This window comes from Streptomyces sp. NPDC058257, from assembly GCF_042881845.1.
Lineage (GTDB): Bacteria > Actinomycetota > Actinomycetes > Streptomycetales > Streptomycetaceae > Streptomyces.
Window position 1 is genome coordinate 510,372 of sequence record NZ_JBHVXJ010000002.1, and the last position, 26,959, is coordinate 537,330.

General features: G+C 68.5%; 27 protein-coding genes and 1 tRNA gene. 14 read left to right on the forward strand and 14 right to left on the reverse strand.

Features of this window, described 5'->3' with window-relative positions:
• The first annotated feature begins 101 nt into the window (after nucleotides 1-101).
• From paaA to ACFVXC_RS07700, 6 genes are all read left to right on the forward strand, one after another.
• On the forward strand, nucleotides 102-1,100 hold the full coding sequence (gene paaA / locus ACFVXC_RS07675; protein WP_389902514.1) for a 1,2-phenylacetyl-CoA epoxidase subunit PaaA: 999 nt from the start codon (nucleotides 102-104) through the stop codon (nucleotides 1,098-1,100).
• Entirely contained in the window at nucleotides 1,097-1,387 is a 291-nt protein-coding gene (gene paaB / locus ACFVXC_RS07680) for a 1,2-phenylacetyl-CoA epoxidase subunit PaaB (RefSeq protein WP_363210366.1), read from the forward strand. The genes paaA and paaB overlap by 4 nt, the downstream gene beginning before the upstream one ends.
• The gene (gene paaC / locus ACFVXC_RS07685; protein WP_389902517.1) at nucleotides 1,384-2,133 is read left to right on the forward strand and encodes a 1,2-phenylacetyl-CoA epoxidase subunit PaaC; all 750 of its coding nucleotides are present in this window, start codon (nucleotides 1,384-1,386) and stop codon (nucleotides 2,131-2,133) included. Before paaB ends, paaC begins: the two co-directional genes overlap by 4 nt.
• On the forward strand, nucleotides 2,127-2,618 hold the full coding sequence (gene paaD, locus ACFVXC_RS07690; RefSeq protein WP_389902519.1) for a 1,2-phenylacetyl-CoA epoxidase subunit PaaD: 492 nt from the start codon (nucleotides 2,127-2,129) through the stop codon (nucleotides 2,616-2,618). Before paaC ends, paaD begins: the two co-directional genes overlap by 7 nt.
• Nucleotides 2,618-3,709 (forward strand): 1,2-phenylacetyl-CoA epoxidase subunit PaaE, encoded by a 1,092-nt coding sequence (paaE, locus tag ACFVXC_RS07695; protein ID WP_389902521.1) that lies wholly within the window; start codon nucleotides 2,618-2,620, stop codon nucleotides 3,707-3,709. Before paaD ends, paaE begins: the two co-directional genes overlap by 1 nt.
• Before the next feature lie 165 nt (nucleotides 3,710-3,874).
• Nucleotides 3,875-5,008 (forward strand): acyl-CoA dehydrogenase family protein, encoded by a 1,134-nt coding sequence (locus ACFVXC_RS07700; RefSeq protein ID WP_389902524.1) that lies wholly within the window; start codon nucleotides 3,875-3,877, stop codon nucleotides 5,006-5,008.
• A 45-nt stretch (nucleotides 5,009-5,053) separates the two neighbouring features.
• On the opposite strand, the gene ACFVXC_RS07705 is transcribed toward ACFVXC_RS07700, so the two are convergent.
• The 4 genes from ACFVXC_RS07705 to ACFVXC_RS07720 all read right to left on the reverse strand — a co-directional run bounded on the left by ACFVXC_RS07705 (nucleotide 5,054) and on the right by ACFVXC_RS07720 (nucleotide 8,378).
• Complete coding sequence (locus tag ACFVXC_RS07705; RefSeq protein ID WP_389903016.1) at nucleotides 5,054-5,383, reverse strand: rhodanese-like domain-containing protein; 330 nt, start codon at nucleotides 5,381-5,383, stop codon at nucleotides 5,054-5,056.
• A 118-nt stretch (nucleotides 5,384-5,501) separates the two neighbouring features.
• Nucleotides 5,502-6,380: a J domain-containing protein gene (locus ACFVXC_RS07710; RefSeq protein WP_389902527.1), complete on the reverse strand. Its 879-nt coding sequence runs from the start codon at nucleotides 6,378-6,380 to the stop codon at nucleotides 5,502-5,504.
• 136 nt (nucleotides 6,381-6,516) lie between these two features.
• Nucleotides 6,517-7,995 (reverse strand): DUF2252 domain-containing protein, encoded by a 1,479-nt coding sequence (locus ACFVXC_RS07715; RefSeq protein ID WP_389902529.1) that lies wholly within the window; start codon nucleotides 7,993-7,995, stop codon nucleotides 6,517-6,519.
• A 296-nt stretch (nucleotides 7,996-8,291) separates the two neighbouring features.
• Nucleotides 8,292-8,378: transfer RNA gene (locus ACFVXC_RS07720), tRNA-Leu, on the reverse strand.
• Nucleotides 8,379-8,790: 412 nt separating this feature from the next.
• Here ACFVXC_RS07720 and ACFVXC_RS07725 point away from each other — a divergent pair.
• The 6 genes from ACFVXC_RS07725 (at nucleotide 8,791) to pknB (ending at nucleotide 16,976) form a co-directional block, all read left to right on the forward strand.
• Nucleotides 8,791-9,693 carry an FhaA domain-containing protein gene (locus ACFVXC_RS07725; protein WP_389902530.1) on the forward strand — a complete coding sequence of 301 codons (903 nt, stop codon included), beginning with the start codon at nucleotides 8,791-8,793 and terminating at the stop codon, nucleotides 9,691-9,693.
• A gap of 10 nt (nucleotides 9,694-9,703) precedes the next feature.
• Nucleotides 9,704-10,231 (forward strand): FHA domain-containing protein, encoded by a 528-nt coding sequence (locus tag ACFVXC_RS07730; protein ID WP_389902531.1) that lies wholly within the window; start codon nucleotides 9,704-9,706, stop codon nucleotides 10,229-10,231.
• 120 nt (nucleotides 10,232-10,351) lie between these two features.
• The gene (locus ACFVXC_RS07735; protein WP_389902533.1) at nucleotides 10,352-11,908 is read left to right on the forward strand and encodes a Stp1/IreP family PP2C-type Ser/Thr phosphatase; all 1,557 of its coding nucleotides are present in this window, start codon (nucleotides 10,352-10,354) and stop codon (nucleotides 11,906-11,908) included.
• A 26-nt stretch (nucleotides 11,909-11,934) separates the two neighbouring features.
• On the forward strand, nucleotides 11,935-13,359 hold the full coding sequence (locus ACFVXC_RS07740; RefSeq protein WP_389902536.1) for an FtsW/RodA/SpoVE family cell cycle protein: 1,425 nt from the start codon (nucleotides 11,935-11,937) through the stop codon (nucleotides 13,357-13,359).
• Nucleotides 13,356-14,810, forward strand: a complete 1,455-nt coding sequence (locus tag ACFVXC_RS07745; RefSeq protein WP_389902537.1) for a peptidoglycan D,D-transpeptidase FtsI family protein — start codon at nucleotides 13,356-13,358, stop codon at nucleotides 14,808-14,810. The genes ACFVXC_RS07740 and ACFVXC_RS07745 overlap by 4 nt, the downstream gene beginning before the upstream one ends.
• Before the next feature lie 168 nt (nucleotides 14,811-14,978).
• The gene (gene pknB, locus ACFVXC_RS07750; RefSeq protein WP_389902539.1) at nucleotides 14,979-16,976 is read left to right on the forward strand and encodes a Stk1 family PASTA domain-containing Ser/Thr kinase; all 1,998 of its coding nucleotides are present in this window, start codon (nucleotides 14,979-14,981) and stop codon (nucleotides 16,974-16,976) included.
• A 152-nt stretch (nucleotides 16,977-17,128) separates the two neighbouring features.
• Here the strand turns inward: pknB and ACFVXC_RS07755 are convergent, their stop codons facing one another.
• Genes ACFVXC_RS07755 through ACFVXC_RS07780 form a run of 6 tightly spaced genes read right to left on the reverse strand, consistent with a single transcriptional unit; the run spans nucleotide 17,129 to nucleotide 21,598 of the window.
• Entirely contained in the window at nucleotides 17,129-17,863 is a 735-nt protein-coding gene (locus ACFVXC_RS07755; RefSeq protein WP_389902542.1) for a class E sortase, read from the reverse strand.
• Nucleotides 17,864-17,887: 24 nt separating this feature from the next.
• Nucleotides 17,888-19,246, reverse strand: coding sequence for a class E sortase (locus tag ACFVXC_RS07760; RefSeq protein ID WP_389902544.1), 1,359 nt, complete (start codon nucleotides 19,244-19,246; stop codon nucleotides 17,888-17,890).
• Nucleotides 19,243-19,896 carry an aminodeoxychorismate/anthranilate synthase component II gene (locus ACFVXC_RS07765; RefSeq protein WP_389902546.1) on the reverse strand — a complete coding sequence of 218 codons (654 nt, stop codon included), beginning with the start codon at nucleotides 19,894-19,896 and terminating at the stop codon, nucleotides 19,243-19,245. The genes ACFVXC_RS07760 and ACFVXC_RS07765 overlap by 4 nt, the downstream gene beginning before the upstream one ends.
• A 23-nt stretch (nucleotides 19,897-19,919) precedes the next feature.
• Nucleotides 19,920-20,081, reverse strand: a complete 162-nt coding sequence (locus ACFVXC_RS07770) for a hypothetical protein (RefSeq protein WP_361466628.1) — start codon at nucleotides 20,079-20,081, stop codon at nucleotides 19,920-19,922.
• Nucleotides 20,082-20,112: 31 nt separating this feature from the next.
• Nucleotides 20,113-20,805 (reverse strand): class E sortase, encoded by a 693-nt coding sequence (locus ACFVXC_RS07775; RefSeq protein WP_389902549.1) that lies wholly within the window; start codon nucleotides 20,803-20,805, stop codon nucleotides 20,113-20,115.
• A 22-nt stretch (nucleotides 20,806-20,827) separates the two neighbouring features.
• Nucleotides 20,828-21,598: a DUF881 domain-containing protein gene (locus tag ACFVXC_RS07780; protein WP_389902551.1), complete on the reverse strand. Its 771-nt coding sequence runs from the start codon at nucleotides 21,596-21,598 to the stop codon at nucleotides 20,828-20,830.
• 92 nt (nucleotides 21,599-21,690) lie between these two features.
• On the opposite strand from ACFVXC_RS07780, the gene crgA reads away from it, so the two are divergent.
• A complete protein-coding gene (crgA, locus tag ACFVXC_RS07785; protein ID WP_389902554.1) occupies nucleotides 21,691-21,945 on the forward strand; it encodes a cell division protein CrgA in 255 nt (84 codons plus the stop codon).
• A 311-nt stretch (nucleotides 21,946-22,256) separates the two neighbouring features.
• On the opposite strand, the gene ACFVXC_RS07790 is transcribed toward crgA, so the two are convergent.
• Together ACFVXC_RS07790 and ACFVXC_RS07795 are read right to left on the reverse strand one after the other, a co-directional pair.
• On the reverse strand, nucleotides 22,257-23,150 hold the full coding sequence (locus tag ACFVXC_RS07790; protein ID WP_389902556.1) for a rhomboid family intramembrane serine protease: 894 nt from the start codon (nucleotides 23,148-23,150) through the stop codon (nucleotides 22,257-22,259).
• Between the two features lie 136 nt (nucleotides 23,151-23,286).
• Entirely contained in the window at nucleotides 23,287-23,820 is a 534-nt protein-coding gene (locus tag ACFVXC_RS07795) for a peptidylprolyl isomerase (RefSeq protein WP_389902558.1), read from the reverse strand.
• 250 nt (nucleotides 23,821-24,070) lie between these two features.
• On the opposite strand from ACFVXC_RS07795, the gene ACFVXC_RS07800 reads away from it, so the two are divergent.
• The gene (locus ACFVXC_RS07800) at nucleotides 24,071-24,793 is read left to right on the forward strand and encodes a DUF5324 family protein (RefSeq protein ID WP_389902561.1); all 723 of its coding nucleotides are present in this window, start codon (nucleotides 24,071-24,073) and stop codon (nucleotides 24,791-24,793) included.
• A 602-nt stretch (nucleotides 24,794-25,395) separates the two neighbouring features.
• Here the strand turns inward: ACFVXC_RS07800 and ACFVXC_RS07805 are convergent.
• Both ACFVXC_RS07805 and ACFVXC_RS07810 read right to left on the reverse strand, forming a co-directional pair.
• Nucleotides 25,396-25,968, reverse strand: a complete 573-nt coding sequence (locus ACFVXC_RS07805; protein ID WP_389902563.1) for a peptide deformylase — start codon at nucleotides 25,966-25,968, stop codon at nucleotides 25,396-25,398.
• On the reverse strand, nucleotides 25,965-26,939 hold the full coding sequence (locus tag ACFVXC_RS07810) for a helix-turn-helix domain-containing protein (protein ID WP_389902566.1): 975 nt from the start codon (nucleotides 26,937-26,939) through the stop codon (nucleotides 25,965-25,967). The genes ACFVXC_RS07805 and ACFVXC_RS07810 overlap by 4 nt, the downstream gene beginning before the upstream one ends.
• Nucleotides 26,940-26,959: the final 20 nt, after the last annotated feature.

The window sequence follows — 26,959 nt, forward strand, 5'->3', positions numbered from 1 at the left end:
GTTATCCACAGGGTTGACACCTTATGGCGCTGAGCCGCACCATTGAATTCCACGAACCGAACGATCGGTCGGTAGCTAGCTAAAGGTCGAGGGGGACCACGATGGCGACAGCAGCCGAGCATCAGACGGCCCGGTCCGAGCCGGACCGGGCAGCGGCCGACGCCGCACGCACAGCGGCGCACGAATCCGCTTTCGACGCCGCGGTCGCGGCCGACGAGCGCATCGAGCCGCGCGACTGGATGCCCGACGCCTATCGCGCCTCGCTGGTCAGGCAGATAGCGCAGCACGCCCACTCCGAGATCATCGGCATGCAGCCGGAAGCCAACTGGATCACGCGCGCACCGTCCCTGCGGCGCAAGGCGATCCTGATGGCCAAGGTGCAGGACGAGGCCGGCCACGGCCTGTACCTGTACAGCGCGGCCGAGACCCTGGGCGCCAGCCGCGACGAGCTGCTCGACAAGCTGCACGCGGGCCGCCAGAAGTACTCGTCGATCTTCAATTACCCGACGCTGACCTGGGCGGACGTCGGCGCGATCGGCTGGCTGGTGGACGGCGCCGCGATCACGAACCAGGTCCCGCTGTGCCGCTGTTCGTACGGCCCTTATGCCCGCGCGATGGTCCGCGTCTGCAAGGAGGAGTCGTTCCACCAGCGCCAGGGGTATGAATCGCTGCTCGCCCTCAGCCGGGGCACCGAGGCCCAGCACGCGATGGCGCAGGACGCGGTGGACCGCTGGTGGTGGCCGTCCCTGATGATGTTCGGCCCGCCCGACGACGAGTCGTCGCACTCGGAGCAGTCGATGACCTGGAAGATCAAGCGTCACTCGAACGACGAGCTGCGCCAGCGCTTCGTGGACATCTGCGTCCCCCAGGCCGAGTCGCTCGGACTCACCCTCCCCGACCCGGACCTCGTGTGGAACGAGGAGCGGGGGCAGCACGACTTCGGCCTGATCGACTGGACGGAGTTCTGGGCCGTCCTCAAGGGCAACGGCCCCTGCAACGACCAGCGGATCACCCAGCGCAGGAACGCGCACGAAGAAGGCGCGTGGGTGCGCGAGGCAGCGGCGGCGTTCGCCGCCAAGCACGGGGAGGCGAAGGCATGAGCAGCTCGACCGAATGGCCGCTGTGGGAGGTGTTCGTGCGCTCCCGCCGCGGGCTCTCCCACACCCACGCGGGCAGCCTGCACGCACCGGACGCGGAGATGGCCCTGCGCAACGCCCGCGATCTGTACACCCGCAGAAGCGAAGGCGTCTCGATCTGGGTCGTGCCGTCCACGCAGATCACCGCCTCCTCGCCCGACGAGAAGGACTCCTTCTTCGAACCGGCGGGCGACAAGCCCTACCGCCACCCGACCTTCTACGACATCCCGGACGGGGTGAAGCACCTGTGACCGCGTCACTGTCCCTCACGGCCACCGCCACCGCCCTCGCCCTGGGCGATGACGCGCTGGTGCTCTCGCACCGGCTGGGGGAGTGGGCGGGCCACGCACCGGTCCTCGAAGAAGAGGTCGCCCTCGCGAACATCGCCCTCGACCTGCTCGGCCAGGCACGCGTCCTGCTCTCCCTGGCGGGGGACGAGGACGAACTGGCCTATCTGCGCGAGGAGCGCGCCTTCCGCAACCTCCAGCTCGTCGAGCAGCCGAACGGCGACTTCGCCCACACCATCGCCCGCCAGCTCTACTTCTCCACCTACCAGACCCTGTTGTACGGCCAGTTGGCGAGCGGAGACAGCACGTTCGCCCCGCTGGCGGCGAAGGCGGTCAAGGAAGTCGCCTATCACCAGGATCACGCGGAGCAGTGGACGCTGCGGCTCGGTGACGGGACGGCGGAGAGTCATGAGCGGATGCAGAGCGGTCTTGACGCGCTCTGGAGGTTCACCGGGGAGATGTTCCAGCCGGTGGAGGGCCTCGACGGCGCGCACGGCGCTCGAGGCCTCGACCGGCAGGCGCTGCGCGAGAGCTGGACGGCCTCGGTGACCGCCGTCATGGAGAAGGCGACCCTGACCGTGCCCACCGGTCCGCAGGAAGGCGCCTGGGCCGCGGGCGCGGGCCGCCAGGGCCTGCACACCGAATCCTTCGGGCGGATGATCGCCGAGATGCAGCACCTGCACCGCAGCCACCCGGGGGCGTCATGGTGACCACCGCCCTGGAGGAAGAGCTCCTGGCCCTCGCGGGCTCCGTGCCCGACCCGGAGCTGCCGGTCATCACACTCGCCGAGCTCGGGGTCCTGCGCGGCGTTCACGTCCGTGGCATCGGCAAGGTCGACGTCGAGCTGACCCCCACGTACACCGGCTGCCCGGCCATAGAGGCCATGACCGCCGACATCGAGCAGGTGCTGCGCGAGCGCGGCATGGCGGAGGTCTCCGTGCACACCGTGCTCTCCCCCGCCTGGTCGACGGACGACATCAGCGCCGAGGGCCGCCGCAAACTGGCGGAGTTCGGCATCGCGCCACCGCGCCCGCACAGCACAGGCGAGCCGATACCGCTCACCCTCTCGGTCCGCTGCCCGCACTGCGGCTCGACCGACACCGAACTGCTCAGCCGCTTCTCGTCGACGGCCTGCAAGGCCCTGCGCCGCTGCGTCGCCTGCCGTGAACCGTTCGACCACTTCAAGGAGTTGTGATGGCACGCTTCCACCAGCTCCGGGTATCGGCGGTCGAGCGGCTCACCGACGACTCCGTGACGCTGACCTTCGAGGTGCCGCCCGCACTGCGCGAGCAGTACGTGTACGCACCGGGCCAGCATCTGGCCGTCCGCCGTTTCGTCGACGGCACCGAGATCCGGCGTACGTACTCGATCTGTGCCCCCGCGCCCCACCCCGAAAGCCCGTCGGAGCCGCGGACCCTGCGGGTCGGGGTGCGTTTCGTCGAAGGCGGCGCCTTCTCGACGTACGCCCTGAAGGAAGTCGCCGTCGGCGATGAGCTGGAGGTGATGACTCCGGGCGGGCGCTTCACGCTGGATCCGGCGCCCGGACGCTATGCGGCGGTGGTCGGCGGCAGTGGGATCACGCCGGTGCTCTCCATCGTCACGACACTCCTGGAGCGCGAACCGAGCGCCACGTTCTGCCTCATCCGCAGCGACCGCACGGCCGCGTCGACGATGTTCCTGGAGGAAGTCGCCGACCTCAAGGACCGCTGGCCGGACCGGTTCCAGCTGGTCACCGTGCTCTCCCGGGAAGAGCAGCAGTCCGGGCTGGACTCCGGACGGCTCGACGAGGAGAGGCTCGGCAAGCTGCTGCCCGCGCTGCTGCCCGTCGAGGAGGTCTCGGGCTGGTTCCTGTGTGGTCCGTTCGGTCTGGTGCAGGGAGCGGAGAAGACACTGCGCCGCCTGGGCGTGACACGTCAGCGCATCCACGAGGAGATATTCCACGTGGACGACGGCCTCGCCGCACCGGCACTCGCCTCACAGCCGACCGCCGCCATACCGACCGCCCCCGCGCACAGCACCGTGACGGTGACACTCGACGGGCGCTCAGGCACCTGGCCGGTCCAGGAAGGGGAGTCCTTGCTGGACACGGTGCTGCGCAACCGCGCGGACGCGCCGTACGCCTGCAAGGGCGGGGTGTGCGGGACCTGCCGGGCCTTCCGGGTCTCGGGCGAGGTGCGGATGAACCGCAACTTCGCACTGGAGCCGGAGGAGACGGAGGCGGGGTATGTGCTCGCGTGCCAGTCCCATCCGGCCACGGACACGGTGGAGTTGGACTTCGACCGCTGAGACCTGCGCGGCTGCCTTCACTGTCCACTTCGCCGTTCAGTTCGCTGCCCCCTTCGCTGTTCCCTTCCCGTAGAACCTGTTCTATCTTGACGACCCGTCAGAAACGGCGGGCGTACGGGCGTAGTGGAGACAGAGCCGTCGGGCCGGTGCACGGGAGGACAAGCAGTGGACTTCACCTTCACCGAGGAACAGCAGGCGGCCGTCGATGCGGCGAAGGCGCTCTTCGCGTCCATCGCGCCCGACGGGGTGCCGAGCCCGGCCCTCGTGCCGGGCGCCGTCGCCGAGGACTTCGACCGTGCGCTGTGGGCCAAGCTCGCCGGATCCGACCTGCTGAGCCTGCTGATCGAACCCGAGCACGGCGGTGCGGGCCTGGACGCCATCGCCCTCTGCCTGGTCCTGCGCGAGTCGGCGAAGAGGCTCGCCCGGGTTCCGCTCCTGGAGAGCAGCGCGGCCACGTATGCCGTGCAGAGGTACGGCGGCGAGGAACTGAAGCAGCGGATGCTGCCCGGGGCCGCCCGCGGAGAGCTCGTCCTGACTGTCGCGGCGAACGGCCGCAGCGGACACGACCCCGCCGAACTGTCCGTCACCGCACGGCAGGACGGCGACAGCTGGCTGCTCGACGGCACGCAGACAGCCGTGCCCTGGGCACAGAACGCCGACTTCATCGTGGTGCCCGCCCACACATCCGCCAGCCGGACCGTCCTCGCCCTGATCCCCCGCGTGCACGAAGGCCTCACCCTCGCCGAGCAGGTGTCCACGAGCGGTGAGCGCCTGGGCGAGCTCAGTCTGGATTCCGTGCGGATCGGCGGCGGCGACGTCATCGATGCCGACGGGGCCTGGGACTGGCTGCGCGATCTGCTCGCCACCGGGACCTGCGCACTCGCGCTCGGCCTCGGCGAGGGCGTGCTGAGCATGACCAGCGAATACACCAGCAAGCGCGAGCAGTTCGGCTTCCCTGTCGCCACCTTCCAGGCCGTGGCAGTTCAGGCGGCCGACCGTTACATCGACCTGCGCGCGATGGAGGTCACCCTCTGGCAGGCCGCCTGGCGCATCAGCTCGGGCGCGAGCGGCGCGCTGCCCGCAACCGGGGACGTGGCCGTCGCCAAGATCTGGGCGTCGGACGGCGTGCGCAGGGTCGTGCAGACGGCGCAGCACCTGCACGGCGGCTTCGGTTCCGACACCGACTATCCCCTGCACCGGTACCACGCGTGGGCCAAGCAGTTGGAGCTTTCCCTCGGCCCGGCCGCCGCGCACGAGGAGGCCCTGGGCGACCTGCTCGCCGCCCACCCGCTCGGCTGAGACGGCCCCAGGTGTCCCCAGACGTCTCCGGGTATCCCCAGGTGTCTAGATCACGGCGCCCGGCTGACCCTTGTCGTCGATGACGGGGCGCCCCGCGGCCTGCCAGCTCTGCATGCCGCCGTCGACGTTCACCGCGTCGATACCCTGCTGGAGGAGGTACGTGGCGACCTGCGCCGAGCGTCCACCGACCCGGCAGATGACATTGACCTTGCCGTCCTGCGGGGCGGCCTCGGTCAACTCGCCGTAGCGGGAGACGAACTCGCTCATCGGGATGTGCAACGCACCCTCGGCGTGACCCGCCTGCCATTCCTCGTCCTCACGGACGTCAAGCAGAAAGTCGCCGCCAGTGAGGTCGCCGACGCCGACCGTGGGCACCTGAGATCCGAAAGCCATGCCCTGACGCTACCCGACGGTCTGAGAGATCAGCCAAGAGACCAACGATGTCGTTGGCGTCGTTGGCGACATCGACGCCAACGACCAAAACGACCGCCGTCTAAGCGGTCAGCCGTGCAAGCTCGGCCTCGCGCTCGGTGACCTGCGCGAGCAACTGCTCGGCGATCTCTTCAAGCAGCTGGTCCGGATCGTCCGGCGCCATCCGCAGCATCGCGCCGATCGCACCCTCCTCCAGCTCCCGGGCGATCACGGTGAGCAGCTCCTTGCGCTGGGCGAGCCACTCCAGGCGTGCGTAGAGCTCTTCGCTCTTGTTCGGCCACTGCTGCTCGGCCACGGGACCGGCGGCCCACTCCTCGGACAGCTCCCGCAGCAAGGCCTCGTCCCCACGGGCGTACGCGGCGTTCACCCGGGTGATGAACTCGTCCCGGCGGGCGCGCTCCTGATCGTCCTGGGCCAGATCGGGGTGGGACTTGCGGACGAGCTCGCGGTAGAGCTTGCGGGCCTCGTCGCTCGGCCGCACCCGCTGCGGCGGCCGCACCGACTGATCGGTCAGCATCGCGGCGGCCTCCGGATAGAGACCCTCGCCGTCCATCCAGCCGTGGAACAGCTCCTCGACACCCGGCATCGGCATGACCCGCGCCCGCGCCTCGTCCGCCTTGCGCCGGTCCTCCGGGTCACCGCTCCGGGCCGCGAGGGCCTCGGCGATCTCCGCGTCCAGCTCGTCCAGGCGCGCGTACATCGGGCCGAGCTTCTGGTGGTGGAGCCGGGAGAAGTTCTCCACCTCGACCCGGAACGTCTCCACGGCGATCTCGTACTCGATCAGGGCCTGCTCGGCCACCCGGACCGCCTTCTCAAGACGGTCCTCGGGCCGCGCGGCGCCGCCCTGCCCCGCCGCCCCGTCAGGGGCTTCGCGACCAGCGGTCACGGGATCGGGATCAGGCGTCTGGGGCTGCGTCGGCTCGGTTTCCGGGGTCGTCACCCGTCCAGCGTAGGCCACCGTGACACGGCGCCGGCCGCACGGCATCCAGCCCCCGTCCCGCACCGCTCAGCCCCCGGCACACACCTCGCCCCACACCCCGCCCACCCGCCGCCGCTCCCCGCGGCCGTCCCCCGCCTCACACCCCCGCCTCCGCAGCCACCCGCCCTTCCTTGACCGCACGCACCAGTTCCCCGTGGTCCGCCTCCGTCCGGTTCGCGTACGTCACCGCGAACGCCGCCACCGCCGTGTCCAGCTCGTCGTTCTTCCCGACGTACCCGGCGATCAGCCGCGGATCGGCGCTGTGCGCGTGCGCGCGGGCCAGCAGAGCCCCGGTCATCCGGCCGTAGTCGTCGATCTGGTCGGCCGCGAGCGCCACCGGGTCCACGCTGCCCTTGCGGTTCCTGAACTGCCGTACCTGGAAGGCCCGCCCGGCCACCGTCGTCCATCCAAGGAGGAAGTCGCTGACCACCTGCATCCGCTTCTGCCCGAGCACCACCCGATGCCCCTCGTGTGCGACCTCGGGCACCGCGAAGCCCGCCGTGGGCAGATGCGGAAGCAGTACGGAGGGCCGCGCCTCCTTGACCTGGAGCACCAGCGGCTCGCCCCGGTGGTCGAGCAGCAGCACGACATACGACCGCAGGCCCACGCTGCCCGTGCCCACGACGCGGAAGGCCACGTCCTGGATCGCGTACCGCGCGAGCAGCGGCAGCCGGTCCTCGGACAGCGTGCCCACATACTCGCCGAGCGCGGAGGCGACCTCCTCCGCCTCCGCGTCCGGTATCCGCCGCAGCACCGGCGGTGCGTCGACGAAGCGCCGACGCCCCGCACGGCCGTCCTCGCCATCGACGCGCTCGGTCGATTTGGCGGCGAACCGGGCGCTCGTGTTCTGCCGGGCCTTCTCGGAGACGCTCTCCAGGGTGCCGAGCAGGTCCCGTGCGTCCGCGTGCGAGACCAACTCCTCGTCCGCGATGGCGTTCCACGCGTCGAGCGCCGGGAGCTTCGCGAGCAGCCGCATCGTGCGGCGGTAGGACCCCACCGCGGCGAACGCCGCCTCGCTGCAGACGTCCTCGCGCGCCCCCGCCTCGCGCCCCGCGAGCACGAGGGATGCCGCGAGCCGCTTCACGTCCCACTCCCAGGGCCCGTGCCCCGTCTCGTCGAAATCGTTCAGGTCGATGATCAGGCCACCCCGCGCGTCCGCGTACAGGCCGAAGTTCCCGGCGTGCGCGTCGCCGCATATCTGGGCGCCTATCCCCGTCACCGGGGTCCGCGCGAGGTCGTACGCCATCAGACCGGCGGAACCGCGCAGGAAGGCGAAGGGCGAAGCGGCCATCCTGCCCATCCGGATCGGCGTGAGCTCGGGGAGCCTGCTGCGGTTGGTCTCTTCCACTGCCTCGACAGGGTCGGGCCGTCCTTCGGCTTCGGCGAACCACTCGTGCGAGGCGCGGCTGACCCGCTCGCGCAGCGCCTTGCCCGTCCTCTTCGGCGAAACCCCGGAAACTCCGGAAACCCCCGAGCCCGCCGAATCCCCCGAACCCGCCGGGTCCGCGGACTCCTGCGAGGCCCACTCCGCGAACCCCTTCACGTACGGCAGCCGCGCACCGCTGATCCCCGCCATGACCAACCCCCACCGTCCAGACCGTCACACCGTCGCAGGCGGCCCTACACGGGCCTCACCTGGCATGAAGGTACCGCCGGGCGCCAATCGGCGGCAGAGCCTGTGGACAACCCACAGCCTGTGGACAACTCGGCACGCCAAACGGTCGCTCGTGACATACATCACCAAGCCGCAGGGCGCCCTGGAACAAGCACAAGCCGCAACATCTCTGGAACAAACAAGGGAATTAAGAACCCCAGCACAACGAGAAGCGGGCCCCCACCAGGACTTTCATCCTGGTGGAGACCCGCTCCACATGGTGCGCGAGGGGGGAGTTGAACCCCCACGCCCTTTCGGGCACTGGAACCTGAATCCAGCGCGTCTGCCTATTCCGCCACCCGCGCATGGGTGTTGTCTTGGGCCTCTCACCGCTTCGTGCCGCTTGTTGCGAACACTGTTCGGTGCGAGCGCCTTCCGACATCCAGAAGATTAGCACGCTGCCGGGGGTGGATTCACATCCGTATTCGGGGGCACCTGCCCAGGTGATCCGCCGAGTTCCGGGCCCGACCGACCGACTTCCGTCGTACTCGGCCAAGCTGCACAGCCGGGTGCGGGACACTGGTTTGAGGCCCCCTCTACGATCCCTGTCAGAGGAGCCTGAGACGGACCCGGAAGGATCCCGGAACCCTGGCGCGGGCATGCCTTGTGAGAGGCGACACTCGTCGACTGGGCGGACAGAGGGAACCAGCCGATTTCCCGGTGCGTGGATACGATCAGTAAGCAGTACCAGGATGACTACGACGGAGGAGGTGCCCCATGGGAGTCATGAAGAAGTTCGAACAGCGACTCGAAGGTCTCGTCAACGGCACCTTCGCCAAGGTGTTCAAGTCCGAGGTCCAGCCCGTCGAGATCGCCGGCGCCCTTCAGCGCGAGTGCGACAACAACGCGACGATCTGGAACCGCGAGCGGACCGTCGTCCCCAATGACTTCATCGTGGAACTCAGCGCGCCCGACTTCGAACGTCTGAGCCCGTACTCGGGACAGCTCGGGGACGAACTCTCCGGAATGGTGCGCGAGTACGCCAAGCAGCAGCGGTACAGCTTCATGGGCCCCATCAAGGTCCACCTGGAGAAGGCCGAGGACCTCGACACGGGGCTGTACCGAGTGCGCAGCCGCACGCTCGCGTCCAGCACCTCACAGAGCCCGGAGCGCGCCCCCGGCAGCCCTACAGGCCCCTCGGGCCCCTCGGACCCGAACGCCGGGCAGAGCCCCGCCAGGCCCCCCGCGGGCGGCGCAGGCGGCGGCTACGGCTACCCACAGCCCGCCAGCGCGCCTCCCCCCATGCCCGCCGCGCCGCCCCCGGGCGGCCGTCCCGGCGCGGCCTCACCGGCACCGAGCCGCCCCCAGGGGCCCGGCGCCGGGCCACTTCCGGGTGCGCAGGTGCGGCGCTGGATCGAGATCAACGGCAATCGCCATCAGATCTCCCGCCCGACGCTGGTGCTGGGTCGCAGCACCGACGCCGATGTGCGGATCGACGACCCCGGCGTATCGCGCCGGCACTGTGAGATCCGGACCGGAACGCCCTCGACGATCCAGGATCTCGGGTCTACCAACGGCATCGTGGTAGACGGGCAGCACACCACCCGCGCTACGCTCCGCGACGGCTCGCGGATCGTCGTGGGCCAAACCACCATCGTTTATCGGCAAGCCGAAGGGTGAAGCGGGGGCAATGTCAGAGCTGACCCTGACGGTCATGCGGCTGGGTTTCCTAGCCGTTCTGTGGCTGTTCGTGATCGTGGCCGTCCAGGTCATCCGTAGCGACCTGTTCGGTACGCGCGTCACACAGCGCGGCTCGCGCCGTGAGAACGCGCGACCGCAGCAGGCCGCACGCCAGCAACAACAGCAGGCTGCGACACCACCTCCCCAGCGCCAGCAGCAGGGGGGCGGACGGCAGCGCCGTGGCGCCCCCAGCAAGCTGGTCGTATCCGAAGGGATCCTCGCGGGCACGACGGTCGCCCTGCAGGGCCAGACGATCTCGCTGGGCCGGGCACACGATTCGACGATCGTGCTCGACGACGACTACGCGTCGAGCAGGCATGCCAGGATCTACCCGGACCGTGACGGCCAGTGGATCGTCGAGGATCTCGGGTCCACCAACGGCACGTATCTGGACCGGACCCGACTCACCACCCCGACGCCCGTTCCGCTGGGCGCGCCGATCCGCATCGGCAAGACCGTCATCGAGCTGCGGAAGTAGTACGACAATGAGCGAGCGGAGCGAGCGAGCCGACGCGGTCCACACACTGGACGCCAGCGCGCTCCCGACCGGAGGGTGGGCACCGTGCGGATGTACCCGGAGCCGACGGGCGAGGTGCGCATGAGTCTGTCTTTGCGCTTCGCCGCCGGATCGCACAAAGGCATGATCCGAGAGGGGAACGAGGACTCCGGTTACGCCGGTCCACGTCTCCTCGCGATCGCCGACGGCATGGGGGGCCAAGCCGCGGGTGAGGTGGCGAGCTCCGAGGTGATCTCGACGCTCGTCACCCTCGACGACGACGTACCGGGATCGGACATCCTCACGTCGCTCGGCACCGCCGTGCAGCGGGCCAACGACCAACTGCGCCTGATGGTCGAGGAGGACCCGCAGCTCGAAGGCATGGGGACGACCCTGACCGCCCTTCTGTGGACGGGCCAGCGTCTGGGCCTCGTACATGTGGGCGACTCACGTGCCTACCTCCTTCGGGACGGCGTCCTCACGCAGATCACCCAGGACCACACCTGGGTTCAGCGCCTCGTCGACGAGGGCCGGATCACCGAGGAAGAAGCCACCACCCACCCGCAGCGCTCCCTGCTGATGCGCGCGCTCGGCAGTGGCGAGCACGTCGAACCGGACCTCTCCATCCGTGAAGTCCGTTCCGGCGACCGCTATTTGATCTGCTCGGACGGTCTCTCCGGCGTCGTGTCGCACCAGACGATGGAAGACACCCTCGCGAGCTACCAAGGCCCGCAGGAGACCGTGCAGGAGCTCATCCAGCTCGCGCTGCGCGGCGGCGGACCCGACAACATCACGGTGATCGTCGCCGATGTCCTGGACATCGACGGCGGCGACACCCTCGCGGGACAGCTCTCCGACACCCCCGTGGTCGTCGGCGCGGTCGCCGAGAACCAGCTCCAGGCGCAGGACGACGGCGCCATGCAGACCCCCGCGGGCCGTGCGTCCGGTCTTGGCCGTCCGGTGCCTCCGCAGCCCTCAGGAGGCGGCTTCGGGCCGCCCGGGAGCGGCGACACGACGGGGTACGTTCCCGAAGGGAACTTCGGCGCGTACAGCGACGAGGACTTCGTGAAGCCCGGCGGCGGCCGCAAGTGGCTCAAGAGATCGCTCTACACCGTGCTCGCCCTGGCGGTCATCGGCGGCGGCCTGTACGGCGGCTACCGCTGGACCCAGAACCAGTACTTCGTAGGCACGAACGAGAAGAACGTCGCCCTGTACCGCGGCATCGACCAGGATCTGGCGTGGGTCAGCCTGTCGAAGGTCGAGGAGAACTACCCGAAGATCGAACTCAAGTACCTGCCGCCGTACCAGCGCAAGCAGGTCGAGGCGAGTATCGAAGAGGGCAACCTCGACGACGCCAAGAGCAAGATCGAGGAGCTCGGCCTGCAGGCCTCGGCCTGTGAGAAGGACGCCAAGCGCCGCGATGCCGAGCGTAAGAACACCAAGCCCGGCGAGGGTGAGGCGGGCGGCACCACCGGTCTGTCCGCCAAGGCCCCCACCGACGATCCGACCGATCCGAACGCCCCGTCGGGCACGAACGACAAGAACGACAAGAACAGCACGACCGACAAGAACAAGTCCAAGACCGCACCGACTCCCACACCCGGCCCCAGCCTCTCCCAGGACGAGGAGAAGCTGGTCCCGCTGTGCGGTAAGCAGTAAGCAGCCGTTGGGGGCCTCTGCACGCCATGAGCAGTAGTACTACACACACGTCGACCATCGGCGCGATCGGAGCGCCGAGCAGGCGCAACACCGAGCTCGCGCTCCTCGCGTTCGCCGTCGTCATCTCGCTGTTCGCCTACATCAACGTGGGTCTCGCGATCGACGGCAAGATGCCGGCCGGCATGCTCGGTTACGGCTGCGGTCTCGGGCTGCTCGCGGCCGTGTCCCACATCGTGGTGCGCAAATTCGCGCCGTACGCCGACCCGCTGCTGTTGCCCCTGGCGACGCTCCTGAACGGCCTCGGTCTGGCGGTCATCTGGCGCCTCGACCAGTCGGAGCGGCTGCAGAACCTCCCCGACTTCGGTCCGGCCGCGCCGAACCAGCTCAAGTACTCCGCGATCGGCATCGCGCTGTTCATCGGCGTACTGCTCCTGCTCAAGGACCACCGCGTCCTGCAGCGCTATACGTACATCTCGATGGTCGGCTCCCTGATCCTGCTGCTGCTGCCCCTGGTTCCCGGGCTTGGCAAGAACGTGTTCGGCGCCAGGATCTGGATCCACGTCGGCGGATTCTCCATCCAGCCCGGTGAGTTCGCGAAGATCGTCATCGCGATCTTCTTCGCGGGCTATCTCATGGTGAAGCGCGACGCCCTGGCGCTGGCCAGCCGGCGCTTCATGGGCCTGTACCTGCCGCGTGGCCGTGACCTTGGCCCGATCGTCGTCCTCTGGATCCTCTCGATCCTGATCCTGGTCTTCGAGACCGACCTCGGTACCTCGCTGCTGTTCTTCGGCATGTTCATCGTCATGCTGTACGTCGCCACGGAACGCACCAGCTGGATCGTGTTCGGCATTCTGATGTCCGCGGTCGGCGCGGTCGGCGTCGCCTCCTTCGAACCGCACGTCAAACAGCGCGTCGCCGCGTGGCTCGACCCCCTGCACGAGTTCGAGCTGAGCCAGCAGGGCGTGATCGGCCACTCCGAGCAGGCCATGCAGGCCCTGTGGGCCTTCGGTTCCGGCGGCACCCTCGGCACCGGCCTCGGCCAGGGCAACTCCGACCTCATCAAGTTCGCCGCCAACTCGGACTTCATCCTCGCCACCTTCGGCGAGGAGCTCGGCCTCGCCGGGATCATGGCGATCATGCTGATCTACGGGCTGATCGTGGAGCGCGGTGTGCGCACGGCCCTCGCCGCGCGCGACCCGTTCGGCAAGCTCCTCGCGATCGGCCTGTCCGGCGCCTTCGCCATCCAGGTCTTCGTGGTCGCGGGCGGCGTCATGGGGCTGATCCCGCTGACGGGTATGACCATGCCCTTCCTCGCGTACGGCGGTTCATCGGTGATCGCCAACTGGGCGCTGATCGGCATCCTGATCCGCATCAGCGACACGGCCCGCCGCCCCGCGCCCGCCCCTGCCCCGAATCCCGACGCCGAGATGACCCAGGTGGTCCGACCGTGAACAAGCCCCTGCGCCGGATCGCGATCTTCTGCGGGCTTCTCGTCCTCGCCCTGCTCGCCCGCGACAACTGGCTCCAGTACGTCCAGGCCGACACGCTCGCCAAGGACGAGAAGAACCCTCGCGTCACCATCGAGCGGTATGCCACCCCGCGCGGCGACATCATCGTGGACGGCAAGCCGGTCACCGGCTCCAAGGAGACCGGCGGCAGCGACCTCAAGTACAAGCGGACGTACAAAGAGGGCCCCATGTGGTCCCCGGTCACCGGCTTCGCCTCGCAGAGCGTCGGCGCGACGCAGCTGGAGTCCATCGAGGACGGCATCCTGACCGGCAACGACGACCGGCTCTTCTTCCGCCGCAGCCTCGACCTGCTGACCGGTGAGAAGAAGGAGGGCGGCAACGTCGTCACGACGCTCAACTCGGACGCGCAGAAAGCCGCGTACAAGGGTCTGAGCGGCCTCGGCAAGGGCGCGGTCGCCGCGCTCGACCCCTCCACGGGCGCGATCCTGGCCCTCGCGTCCGCTCCTTCGTACGACCCCTCCACCTTCGCCGGAACCGACGGGTCCGCGTTCCAGAAGCTGGACAAGAACAAAGACCAGCCGATGCTCAACCGCGCCCTGCGCGAGACGTACCCGCCCGGCTCCACCTTCAAGGCGGTCACCGCCGCGGCGGCCCTGGAGCACGGTCTGTACGACGACATCGACGCGCCCACCAAGTCCCCGCTGCCCTGGACGATGCCCGACACCACGCAGCCGCTGCCGAACGAGGGCAACCTCCCCTGCAAGAACGCCTCGCTGCGTGAGGCGCTGCGGGTGTCCTGCAACACCGTCTTCGGCAAGATCGGCTCGGACCTCGGCAAGGACAAGATGACCGAGACGGCCGAGAAGTTCGGCTTCAACGAACAGCAGTTCGTGCCGGTCCGCTCGAACGCCTCCGTCTTCCCCAAGAAGATGGACAGGCCGCAGACCGCGCTCTCCTCCATCGGCCAGTTCGAGACGGCCGCGACGCCGCTTCAGATGGCCATGGTCGCCTCGGCGATCGCCAACGACGGCAAGCTGATGGAGCCGTACATGGTCAGCGAGCTGCAGGCGCCGAACCTCGACGTGATCGAGAAGCACTCTCCCAAGGAGATGAGCCAGCCGCTCTCCGAGGAGAACGCGCAGAAGCTCCAGGACATGATGGAGACGGTCATCGACAAGGGCACCGGCACGAACGCCAAGATCCCGGACGTCACCGTCGGCGGCAAGACCGGTACGGCCCAGCACGGCATCGACAACAGCGAGAACCCCTACGCCTGGTTCATCAGCTACGCCAAGACCGACTCCGGTTCGCCGGTCGCCGTCGCCGTGGTCGTCGAGGACAGCAAGGCCGGCCGCGACGACATCTCCGGTGGCGGTCTGGCCGCTCCCATCGCCAAGGACGTGATGAAGGCGGTTCTCGACAGCAAGAAGTGACCCCCGTCACGGCTCCTCCACATCAGTGCACGTTGCGATACCGGTCCTGTATCGGGTGACGGTGGCGGCCGGGTCACGTAAGGCGAGCCGGGTACGGTATGCCCGGACAGCACACCGCCGGACCACACAAGGGTGCGGTCGGGACCGACGGAGAGGGCTGGATTAGCTATGGAAGAGCCGCGTCGCCTCGGCGGGCGGTACGAGCTGGGCCAGGTGCTCGGCCGAGGCGGGATGGCGGAGGTTTACCTCGCGCACGACACCCGTCTCGGACGCACCGTGGCGGTGAAGACGCTGCGGGTCGACCTCGCGCGCGACCCGTCGTTCCAGGCCCGGTTCCGCCGTGAGGCCCAGTCGGCCGCCTCGCTCAACCATCCTGCGATCGTCGCGGTCTACGACACCGGCGAGGACTACGTGGACGGGGTCTCGATCCCGTACATCGTGATGGAGTACGTCGACGGGTCCACCCTGCGCGAGCTGCTGCACTCCGGGCGCAAGCTGTTGCCCGAGCGCGCCATGGAGATGACCATCGGCATCCTCCAGGCCCTGGAGTACTCCCACCGCAACGGCATCGTCCACCGCGACATCAAGCCCGCGAACGTCATGCTGACGCGCAACGGCCAGGTCAAGGTCATGGACTTCGGCATCGCCCGCGCCATGGGTGACTCCGGGATGACGATGACGCAGACGGCGGCGGTCATCGGCACCGCGCAGTACCTCTCGCCGGAGCAGGCCAAGGGCGAGCAGGTCGACGCGCGAAGCGACCTCTACTCCACGGGCTGCCTGCTCTACGAGCTCCTCACGGTGCGCCCGCCCTTCGTCGGCGACTCACCGGTCGCGGTCGCCTACCAGCACGTACGGGAAGAGCCCCAGGCTCCCAGCGTCTTCGACGGTGAGATCACGCCGGAGATGGACGCCATCGTCCTGAAGGCCCTCACCAAGGACCCGGACTACCGCTACCAGTCGGCCGACGAGATGCGCGCCGACATCGAGGCCTGCCTCGACGGCCAGCCCGTCCAGGCCACCGCCGCCATGGGCGCGGTCGGGTACGGCGGCCACCCTGATGATCAGCAGACGGCGATGCTGCGCCCGCAGAACGGCGGCGGCCAGACATCGATGATGCCGCCGGTCGGCCCGGACGACGGCTACGACGACCATTCACGCCGCCGCCAGAAGAAGAGCAATACCTCCACGATCCTGCTGGTGCTCGCGGGGCTCCTTGTCCTGGTGGGCGCGATCCTGATCGGGAAGTGGGCGTTCACCGGCGGCGGTGGCAGCGATTCGATCAAGGCACCGAACTTCGTCGGCGAGAAGCTCGCCGAGGCCAAGCAGTCGGCGAAGAACGTCGACCTCGTGCTCGACGACACCGAGCACAAGCCGTGCGCGAAGTACCCGAAGGGCGAGATCTGCTCCCAGGACCCGGGCGCGAACGCGTCGGTCAAAAAGGGCGACACGATCAACGTGACGGTCTCCACGGGGGCGCCGAAGGTCGCGGTGCCGAGCGTCATCGGCCTGGACATCGACAAGGCCACCGAGAAGCTCGAAAGCTCCAAGTACCAGTTCAAGGTCGAGCCCAACCAGGTGGAGTCGCCCGAGACCCCCGGTGAGGTCCTCGAACAGGACCCGACGTCCGGTACCGAGGTGCAGAAGGGAAGCAAGATCACCCTTGACGTCGCCAAGAAGGCCGCCAAGTCCACGGTCCCCGACGTCACCGGCAAGACCTGTGAAGAGGCCAAGGCCCAGCTGAAGACCAACGACCTCGTCGGTACGTGCGAGGAAGAAGAGAACGCTGACGTCGATCCCGGCAAGGTGTTCTCGCAGAGCCTCGCCCCGCAGACCGAGGCCGACCCCAACTCCACGGTCACGCTGAAGGTCGCCAAGGCCGCCGAGAAGGCCACCGTGCCCACCCTCACCGGCCAGAAGCTCAAGGACGCCCGCAAGGCCATCGAGGACGCCGGTCTGACGGTCGGCACCATCACGGGCCCGCAGGACGACGACGCCCTTGTGGTCCTCTCCCAGCCCGCCGCCAACGAAGAGGTCGATCCCGGCTCCGGGGTCAACCTGACCACGGCGGGCGGCAACCAGGGGGACAACGGCGGCGGCAACGGCGGGGACGGAGGCGGCTTCCTCGGAGGCAACGCGGGCTTCTCCCGCCACAACGAGGACTGACCGACTGACCCCGCCGCAGTACTTACTGCAGTACACGGGAAGAGCCCCGGAGACCGCCGAGCAGGCGGTGTCCGGGGCTCTTCCCGTGCGGGGTCGTGCGTGGTTGTGCGGGGTCGTGCGTGGCCGTGCGGGGTCGTGCGTGGCCTAGGTGATCAGTCCAGCTCCGCCGGCGGCGTCCGCTTGTTGTCGACCTTCTCGACCCGCTCCAGCTCGCCCCACACCACATAGCGGTAGTTGGACGTGTAGACCGGCGTGCACGTCGTCAGGGTGATGTAGCGGCCCGGCTTCTTCACGCCGGATTCCTTCGGGACCGGGTTCAGGACGTTCACGTTGTACTTCGATGTCTCGGGCAGCGTCGAGTACACCTTGTACACGTACCACTTGTCCCGGGACTCGAAGACGATCGCGTCGCCCTTCTTGATCTTGTCGATCTTGTGGAACTTCGCGCCGTGCCCGTCGCGGTGCGCGGCCAGCGTGAAGTTGCCTTCCTTGTCCTCGGGGAGCGCCGACTTGATCGGGTCCTCGTAGTAGCCCGCGACACCGTGGTTGAGCACCTTGCTGCTGGTGCCCTTGCTGACCAGGACCTCGCCGCCGCCCATCGCGGGGACATGGAGGAAGCCGATGCCGTCCTTGGTGTTCAGGTTCCCCGGGCCGCCCGCCCAGCGGTCGCGCACCTTGTCGCCCTGCTGGTGCGCCTCGCGGTCCGCGACGACGTTGGTCCACCACAGGGAGTAGACGACGAAGAGACCGAGCACCAGGCCCGCGGTGATGAGGAGTTCGCCGAAGACACTGACCGCCGTGGCGAGGGGACCGCGGCCCCGGCGTCGCGGTGGGGGCGCCTCGTCCTGCTTCTCGTCGTGGTCGGCGTGGTCGGTCGTCGCTGCCACTGGATCTGCCCCGTTCTCACCGTGCTAGTTGACGAGCGCGCTCGGCTTTCCCTTGCCGCGCGGCCGTTCCTCGACCATCTTGCCCCAGACGATCATTCGATACTTACTCGTGAATTCCGGGGTACAGGTGGTCAGTGTGATGTACCGGCCCTCTTTGGTGAAGCCCGACCCAGGAGGGACAGGACCGATCACCGAGGTGTTGCTGGGCTGGGTCTGCGGCAGGATGCTCGCCATCTTGTAGACGAAGTACTTGTCCTGCGTCTCCACGACGATGGGGTCGCCCGGTTCGAGCTGATTGATGTACCGGAACGGCTCGCCATGGGTGTTGCGATGCCCGGCGACCGCGAAGTTGCCCTTCTTGGCTTCCGGCATGGGCGTCTTGGTGGCGCCCTCGTTGTAGTGGCCGACCATGCCGCGGTCCAGGACCTTCGACTTGTCGATGCCCTCGGCGATCGGCACGACCACGTCGAGGCGGGGGATGTGCAGGAGCGCGAAGCCCTGGCCCGGCGCGAAGACGCCCGGCTTGCCCTTGCCCTTCGCCCACGACTCCTGAAGGTCGCTCGCGGCGCCGTCGGCCTGCTGGTGGGCGCGGATGTTCGTCCACCACAGCTGGTACGTGACGAAGAGAAGCATCAGGACGCCCACGGTGATGAACACCTCGCCGATCCCCCGGCTCACCACAGCGCCGGCGGAGGGCCTGCGGGCGCGCTCGGCGCGACGGGCCTCCACACGCGAGAGAGGGGCCGCGGACTCCGCGGAAGAACGCGGGGTGGACTCCGCGGAAGAACGCGGGGCGGCGCGAGAGGCGCCCTTCTTGGCGGCCTTGCGGCGGGCGGCCCGGCCCTCGCCTTCCGGCGGCCCTTCGGTGACCGGCTCCGGGTCGACCGCGGCTGCGGCTGCGGCTTCGACTATTCGGCGCGTGTCCGCCGTCCTCAGCCCTACCGTCTCGTCGTCGACCGGCGGCTGGGGCTGTTGGGCTTGCGGCTGCGGGGCCTCGGGTATCGGTTCCGGTTCGTACGCGGGCGTCGACCGCTGGGGGGCGTACGCGCCGTACAGCTCTTCGTACGTCGGCTCCCGCACCCCGCCCTGCCAGTCACGGGCATACCCCTCGGGGTCGTACCACTCCTGCTCCTCAGACCGCGGTTCCCGACGCGCTTCCCGACGCGGCTCAGGCTCAGGCCGCGGCTCGGGCTCGGCGGGCCCGCTGCGGAACCACGGCGAAGGGTGCTGACCCGGCAGTGGATCGGTCAGCGGATCGGCGAGGTGGTCGACGGCCGCCTCGAACGCCCCGGGCTCCTCAAACGCCCCGGACTCCCCGTGCGACGCGTACTGCTCGTCGTACGGAAGTCCTGAGGAGTCGCGCTCGGGGCGCAGCGCGGTCACGCCGTGGCCCTGCCCACCACCGGGGCAAGACCGCTCGACCGACCGACCGCCCCCTCGTCCCCGCACTCGACAAGCCAGTTGGCGAGCATGCGGTGACCGTGCTCGGTAAGCACCGACTCGGGGTGGAACTGCACGCCCTCGACCGGCAGCTCACGGTGGCGCAGGCCCATGATGATGCCGTCCTCCGTGCGCGCGGTCACCTCCAGCTCGGCCGGAACCGTGGTCGGCTCGGCTGCGAGCGAGTGATAGCGCGTCGCGGTGAACGGCGACGGCAGCCCGGCGAAGACACCCTTGCCCCCGTGCGTCACCGGGGACGTCTTGCCGTGCAGCAACTCCGGCGCGCGGTCCACCACGCCGCCGTACGCCACCGCCATCGACTGCATGCCGAGGCAGACACCGAAGACGGGCACACCGGTGTCGGCGCAGTGCCGCACCATGTCCACGCAGACGCCGGCCTGCTCGGGCGTGCCCGGTCCCGGCGACAGCAGGACACCGTCGAAGCCGTCCTGCGCGTGACGCAGCTCGACCTCGTCGTTGCGCACGACCTCGCACTCGGCACCCAGCTGGTAGAGGTACTGGACGAGGTTGAAGACAAAGCTGTCGTAGTTGTCGACCACGAGGATGCGGCTGGGACGGCCTTCGGTCCTCACCGGGCGCACTGGGCTCACAGGGCTCACTGACCGTCCACCGTCACGTCGTTGAAGGGAAGCAGCGGCTCGGCCCAGGGGAAGACGTACTGGAAGAGCACGTAGACCGCAGCGAAGACGAGCATCAGTGAGAGCAGCGCCCGCACCCATGCGTTTCCCGGCAGATGCCGCCAGATCCAGCCGTACATGCCGTCCCTTCCGTAGCCGTACGGCACCAGACTAACGGCGCAGTGCCTCCGGTTTCCCGGCCTCGACGGGCTGGGTCGCATCGAGGTGCGCCCAGACGATCAACCGGTGGCTGTGGCCCCACTCTGGCTCACAGGTTGTAAGGGTGAGGTAACGGCCCGGACCGTCGAATCCGGACTTGCGCGGAACCGCGTCGATGACGCCGATGTCGCCGGGCAGCGTCTTGTAGGGCCTCTTGTCGATGCGGTACGTGAACCACGTGGCGCCGTCGGTCAGGACCACGGGGTCGTTCGGACGCAGCTTCGGGAAGTCCTTGAACGGGTCTCCGTACGTGCGGCGATGGCCGGCCACGGAGAAGTTGCCCCGCTGGCCGAGTTGCGCGGTGTCCCCGTAGTGACCGAGCCCCTTCTTAAGGATGTCGGTCCCTGTGCCCTGGAGCACCGGCTTGTTCCACGTGAAACCGAACCGCGGGATGTACATGACGGCGAAGGGCTTGCCGTCCTCGTAGGGGCCGGGCTTCTTCGGCGACGACGCCTCCGAAGGCTCGTCATCCACGCGCGCGGGCACCGAACCCCGCGCCCACCGGTCCTGCAGCCGGTCGATCTGGCTGTCCATGGCGTTGTCGGCCTTCACGCCGGTCCAGAACAGGACGTACACCACGAAAAGCACGATCAACGTGCCGACGGTGATGCACAGTTCGCTGAACGTCCTGACGAGCACTCGCACCGACACAGGCTCCCCCAGCGGCTTACTCCACGGGCTTCGCGTAGTGGAGATCCACTGTGCCCGAGTAGCCGGGAAGAGTCATCGCCCCGTCGTCATCGACTTTCCAGCCGAGGCCGTACGCGTTGACGTACAGCATGTAGTTCTGGATCTGCGGAGACGCGGCGAGCGCCGTCTTGAGCTTCTCCGGGTCGCCGACCGCCGTCACCTTGTACGGCGGCGAGTAGACGCGCCCCTGGAGGATCAAGGTGTTTCCCACGCAGCGGACGGCGCTGGTGGAGATGAGCCGCTGGTCCATGACCTTGATGCCCTTGGCGCCGCCCTGCCAGAGCGCGTTGACCACGGCCTGGAGGTCCTGCTGGTGGATGACCAGGTCGTTGGGCTGGGGCTCGGGGTAGCCGGGGAGCTTCGCGGTGGCGTTCGGCGGGGCGTCGGCGAGGGTGACGGAGACGGCCTCACCGCCGAGCTTCTTGGTGCCCGCGTTCTCCTCCAGGGCCTTGAGCCGCGCGTCGTCGGCCTTCGTACCGCCGTTGTCGCGCTCGGCCAGGGACTCGACGTCGTCGCGCAGCGAGCCGTTGGACTCGTCGAGCTTGCCGTTCTTGTGGCTGCGCTCCTCGATGAGGTCGGAGAGCTTCAGCAGAGAGGCGTCGGTGCGGATGTTCGTACCCTTGGCCGTGTTGAAGCTGGTGAAGAAGATGAGGCCCGCGAGCGCGAAAACGGCGGCCGTGAGGAACCGGACCGGCCGCCAGCGAGAGCGGCGACCCGGACCTGCGGGGGAGTCGGCAAGATTGCTCAACGTACCCTTATCTCCTTCAGCGCCGCGGAAGCACTACGCTAACGGACGCCCGGGGGAGGGCTCAGCTCCCCGTATCGACAGGAGAGACCCTCGTGCCGAAGTCACGGATCCGCAAGAAGGCCGACGATTACACGCCGCCCGCGAAGAAGGCGACGAACATCAAGCTGACCAGCCGTAGCTGGGTGGCTCCGGTGATGCTAGCGATGTTCCTCATCGGGCTCGCCTGGATCGTCCTCTTCTACGTCACCGACGGCAAACTGCCGATCGACCCGCTGGGCAACTGGAACATCGTGGTCGGCTTCGGCTTCATCGCCGCAGGGTTCGGCGTCTCCACGCAGTGGAAGTAGCGCCGTTCCACCGGCTGCGAACGCGCTCTTCAGAGCGGCGAGAGCAAGCCTTGCCCTGAGTTATCCACAGCGCTATCCACACTGGGGACCAAACTGGGGAAAAGAAAGACGATCTGTGGATAACCCTCGTGACGTTGACGCCGGTATGACTGGTCGATCGTCATCCGAGCCACCACTGGCCCCTTGTCCTTCCTGGGGAAACCCAGGTCAGTGACAAGGGGCACAGCTGTTCCCCACAACATGCACAAGATCCGGCACACGCTGTGGACAACATGGAGCTGCGGGCGGCGTCCCGGCCCCGATTGCCGGTTTCAGCCGAGCTGAGCGGTCCTGATGACCACGGTCGCCAGGACCACGACCAGCACCACGGCACAGGTCCCCCACTGCACGAGCGATCGCCGCTCGCGGGGCGCGTGCACCATCCCGTACGCGATCGCCACACCGGCGACCAGACCGCCGACATGCGCCTGCCAGGCGATACCGCTCCAGGTGAAGGTGAAGAGCATGTTCAGCGCGAGCAGCGCGATGACCGGGCGCATGTCGTAGTTCAGGCGCCGCATCAGGACCGCGGTGGCGCCGAGCAGGCCGAAGATCGCTCCGGATGCCCCGAGCGAGGCGTCACTCGCGTCGACAAGGACATAGGTGAGCGCTCCGCCCGCCAGGCCGGAGAGCAGGTAGAGCGCGATGTAACGGGCGCGGCCGAGCGCGGCCTCCAGAGGGCCGCCGAGCCACCACAGGCCCAGCATGTTGAACGCGATGTGCCAGATCTCCTGGTGCGCGAACATGGACGTGACCAGGCGGTACCACTGGCCCTCGGCGACGCCCTCGGTCGGCGCGTACGGATACGGCGGCCATTCGCCGAGCAGGACGAGATCGCCGACGAGTCGCTCGTTCACCTGGATCGCGATGAACACAAGAACGTTGATCGCGATCAGGATCTTGGTGATCAGGCGCGGATCGGCGGCGATCGAGCCGCCCGCGATGGTGCGCGGCTGGTTGGCCGCGGGCGCGTGCCCCGTGCCCGAGCCTTCGCGCACACACTCGGGGCAGTGGAAGCCGACCGAGGCGCTGATCATGCACTCCGGGCAGATGGGGCGCTCGCAGCGGGTGCAGCTGATGCCGGTCTCGCGGTCCGGATGCCGATAGCAGCGGGGCAGGTGCGATGCGTCCTGTGGCCCCTGCGGGCTGCCTGGTGCCTGGTCCATGGGGTCCCCTCAATATCCGTACAAAGGCACAGCTGCGCCCACACGTGCGAACGCGCCGCCCCGCCCTTCCTTACGGATGGGCGGGGCGGTTTGGTTCCCTCGCGGGGTGCGCCGGTGTCAGCGGGATGCGCCGGTGTCAGGCGCCGCGGGTCTCGATGACGACGGACTCGATGACCACGTCGTTCAACGGGCGGTCGGTGCGCGGGTTGGTCTGCGTGGCCGCGATCTCGTCGACGACCTTCTGGCTCGCCTTGTCGATGACCTCACCGAAGATGGTGTGCTTGCGGGTGAGCCAGGCGGTCGAGGAGACCGTCAGGAAGAACTGGGAGCCGTTGGTGCCCGGACCCGCGTTGGCCATGGCGAGCAGGTAGGGCCTGTCGAAGGCGAGGTCGGGGTGGAACTCGTCCTCGAACTCGTAGCCCGGGCCGCCCGTGCCGTTGCCCAGCGGGTCGCCGCCCTGGATCATGAAGCCGCTGATGACGCGGTGGAAGACCGTGCCGTCGTAGAGCCTGCCCGTGGTCTTCTTGCCGGTCTCCGGGTTGACCCACTCGCGCTCGCCCTGGGCGAGCTCGACGAAGTTCTTGACCGTCTTCGGCGTGTGATTCGGGTGCAGCAGCACCTCGATGTCGCCGCGGTTGGTCTTCAGGGTGGCGTAAAGCTGCTCGGCCACGGTCCGCCTTCCGTTGTCCTCTGTGACGCCCTGATACTCCCACGGACCCGATTGGGACGAGTAGCCACCGATTGGGCGCGCGCCGGGACGATCCGTGGCATTGTCGGCGAAGAACTCTCCTTGTACCGATTTGATCAAATTGATCGCACCCGGATGCCCGCCCTTTCATGCCTCGGAGCCATCCGAAAGGCATGATCCTTGAAAGGGTGGAAAGGTGACATACCTATAAGCCACCGAGGAGGAGGATCCCGTGACCCGCATCGACAGCGTGCGCGCCGCGACCGGTTCCGCGAGGGACAGCGTGCGGCATGCCGCGGAGGCGGTGGCCCCCTACGCCGGCACGGCCAAGGAACAGGCCGTCCAATACGCGCACGAAACCCGCGTACGTCTCGCGCCCAAGGTGTCGCAGGCCGCCGAGCAAGCCCGTGTCCAGTACGGCGCTCACGTCGGCCCGCGCATCGAGCAGGCCCGTACGCATGTGCCGCCGAAGGTCGACCACGCCGCGCACGAAGCCGCCGTCCGCACCCGCAAGGCTGCCGGGCAGACCCGCAAGGCCGCTCAGCAGGCCGCCGACTACTCGAAGCCGCGCATCGAGCACGCCGTTGCCGCGACCGCCCCCGTCCGCGACGAGGCGGCGTCCCGCGGGTCCGCGGCGCTGTCCGCCCTGCGCGGTGAGGTCTCTCCCAAGGAGATCCAGCGGCTGACCCGTAAGCACAACCGCCGTGCTCGCGCCGGGCGCGTGGCCAAGGGCCTCATCGTCCTCGGCGTCCTGGCGGGTGGTGCGGTCGCTGCCTGGAAGTGGTGGGACAAGCAGGCCAACCCGGACTGGCTCGTCGAGCCGCCGGCCGCGACGGAGGTCCCCGACAGCACGCCGCTGACCTCGGTCGACGGCAGCGGTCAGACCTCCCTGGACCCCGAGGTCCAGGCCAAGCAGGCCGAGTCGGAGGCCGCACAGCGCGACGACCTGCGCTGAGCTGAGCTGCGCCGGGCCGAGGAACGAACAACGCCGTAGGGCGGGACCACCTCAGAGGGTGGTCCCGCCCTACGGCGTTTCATCAGAGCGCCCTGTTCTCGGTCCAGGACGGAAGCCAGGCATCGGCCAGGACGTCGGCCTGGGCGGCTCCGGCGGGGGCGGCTCCGGCGGGTCGGAGGAGAACTGACTGCTGAGCACAGAAAATGCCCCCTGAACTGCGGAAACACAGTGCAGGGGGCATTCATGAAGTGGAGCCTAGGAGATTCGAACCCGAAATCGTTACCTTCCTGACCTGCGGAAACGCCGGAGAATCGGACATTAAACCCTGTTTCCATCCTCCTGCATCCTGCTCCATCCGCCTCGATCAGGCTCCCGTGCTGACATGTCAGCACAGGTCCAAAAGACATTGCTCCAGAAAATCGCTGGGCTCAACAAAGCCCCTCCCGACCCTGCCAGACAGGCGATGCACGCTCAGATCTGTTTCCCTTGCGTAAGCAAAGCGCCGGTAGAGGCCAACAAGTAGCGTCGTTGGCGTCAGCACGGCCGATTTCTGTACCCGCAGTTAATGCCGCGGCACCAGTCTTCCGTAGGCATCTGGCGGCCTACCTCTCGTAGGCCCAGGTACGGCCGGTCTCGCGGTACTCCTCGACTGAGATTGGCTCCACACCAGCCCGCATGCGGGCGGTGTAGAGCAGTCCGTCGAGGTGGTCGATTTCGTGGGCGACGAGCCGGGCGAGTCCGCGTTCGTACACCGTGGTGACCGCGGTGCCGTCGAGCGCGGTGGTCTCCACCGTGATCACCAGGGGGCGGGGGACCATGCCGCGGACGTCGAAGAAGGACAGGCACCCCTCGTACTGCTCGTCGGCGTCCTTAGAGGATGCGGTGATCCGGGGGTTCAGCAGCACGATCGCGGGACTGTCGCGTTCGGGCGGCTGGACGGCGGCTGCGGCCCGGCCGATGCCGATCTGCGGGGCCGCTAGCCCCATGCCCTTGGCGAAGGGGTGGACCTGTCCGATGCGCTCCATCGAGGAGAACAGCATCTCCACCGTCAGCTCGGCGTCCTCGCGCTCGGCGGGCAGGTCGAAGGGCCGGGCGACCTCGGCAAGAACGGGGGCGCCGTACTGGACGACGCCGATCTCGCGCATCCGCTGGCTGGGCTGCTGCACCTCGGTCACCTGGACTCCCCGGGGGTCGTGTTGAGTTCGGGCCTCGCCCGGAACCTCCACTCAAGACGGTATCGGGCGTGCAGGGCCGGGGTGGCCGTCGTCCAGGTGAAGACCCGCATCCCGTTCTCCTCCGCGCGGGCGGGCGCGGTCCGCAACGGGGCGGCCTCGGCGGTCATGGACGTCTCCGTGCCCCACACCACCGGGTCCAGCGCGACGGGAAAGGCGAGTTGGACTTCGAGGTGTTCGGTGGGCAGACGGACCGCGCGCTGGAACCACCGTCCCCACTTCTCGTCGCCCACCGAGTACGCGTACTCGATCCACACCGACTCGCCGGGGTAGAGGGGGAAGCGGCCCTGGGTGTTCTCGAAGACCAGCCAGATCTCCTTGAACGCGTCCCGGTCGTGCTTGGCGTCCCAGCGCATCGCCTCGCCCCGGCATGTAGCGGTCAGGGCGAGTTCGTCCCAGGTCAGGGGATGTTCGCGGTAGTGGGCGTTCGAGCGTTCCGGCTCGCCGGGGTATCGGTCGACACTGATGCGGATCAGGTAGCGGGTAACGGGTTCGGTGCCGGTGTTCCGCAGTCGGCGCCGCATCGTGAGTCGGTAGCTGGCCCCGTCGTAGTCCAGGCGGGCCTGGTCGTGCTCGACGACCAGAGCGGAGCCGGTGGCGTACGGCTGCTCGGCCCGACGCGGAGCCGGCGGGGCGCTGGGGCGTCTGGTCCGGGTCCTGGCCGTTTCGTAGTCGCACCACCGATTCCAGATCGCCTTGCCCGCGTTCATCGTCTCGTCGGCGAGGCGGGCGAACTCCTCGGTCGGCTTCGCTCGGCCGGACTCGATGTGACTGACGTAGGAGGGATCAAAGCCCATCTGCATGGCCAGGGTGCGCTTCGCCAGGCCCCTCACCTCGCGCCAGTACGAGACTTCGGCGGCGAACGCCTCCGCCTCACTGGTCGGCTCCTGCGGCTCGTCCGCCTGCCTGTCCACCTCGGCGCCCTCCGACCTGA

Bases quoted from the DNA above. Each gene is read 5' to 3' on its own strand.
- paaE (WP_389902521.1), top strand. From the start codon at position 2,618: ATGGCACGCTTCCACCAGCTCCGGGTATCGGCGGTCGAGCGGCTCACC.
- paaD (WP_389902519.1), top strand. From the start codon at position 2,127: ATGGTGACCACCGCCCTGGAGGAAGAGCTCCTGGCCCTCGCGGGCTCC.
- ACFVXC_RS07740 (WP_389902536.1), top strand. From the start codon at position 11,935: ATGAGCAGTAGTACTACACACACGTCGACCATCGGCGCGATCGGAGCG.
- ACFVXC_RS07770 (WP_361466628.1), bottom strand. From the start codon at position 20,081: ATGTACGGCTGGATCTGGCGGCATCTGCCGGGAAACGCATGGGTGCGG.
- paaA (WP_389902514.1), top strand. From the start codon at position 102: ATGGCGACAGCAGCCGAGCATCAGACGGCCCGGTCCGAGCCGGACCGG.
- ACFVXC_RS07735 (WP_389902533.1), top strand. From the start codon at position 10,352: ATGAGTCTGTCTTTGCGCTTCGCCGCCGGATCGCACAAAGGCATGATC.
- ACFVXC_RS07730 (WP_389902531.1), top strand. From the start codon at position 9,704: ATGTCAGAGCTGACCCTGACGGTCATGCGGCTGGGTTTCCTAGCCGTT.
- pknB (WP_389902539.1), top strand. From the start codon at position 14,979: ATGGAAGAGCCGCGTCGCCTCGGCGGGCGGTACGAGCTGGGCCAGGTG.
- ACFVXC_RS07790 (WP_389902556.1), bottom strand. From the start codon at position 23,150: ATGGACCAGGCACCAGGCAGCCCGCAGGGGCCACAGGACGCATCGCAC.
- paaB (WP_363210366.1), top strand. From the start codon at position 1,097: ATGAGCAGCTCGACCGAATGGCCGCTGTGGGAGGTGTTCGTGCGCTCC.
- ACFVXC_RS07725 (WP_389902530.1), top strand. From the start codon at position 8,791: ATGGGAGTCATGAAGAAGTTCGAACAGCGACTCGAAGGTCTCGTCAAC.
- ACFVXC_RS07715 (WP_389902529.1), bottom strand. From the start codon at position 7,995: ATGGCGGGGATCAGCGGTGCGCGGCTGCCGTACGTGAAGGGGTTCGCG.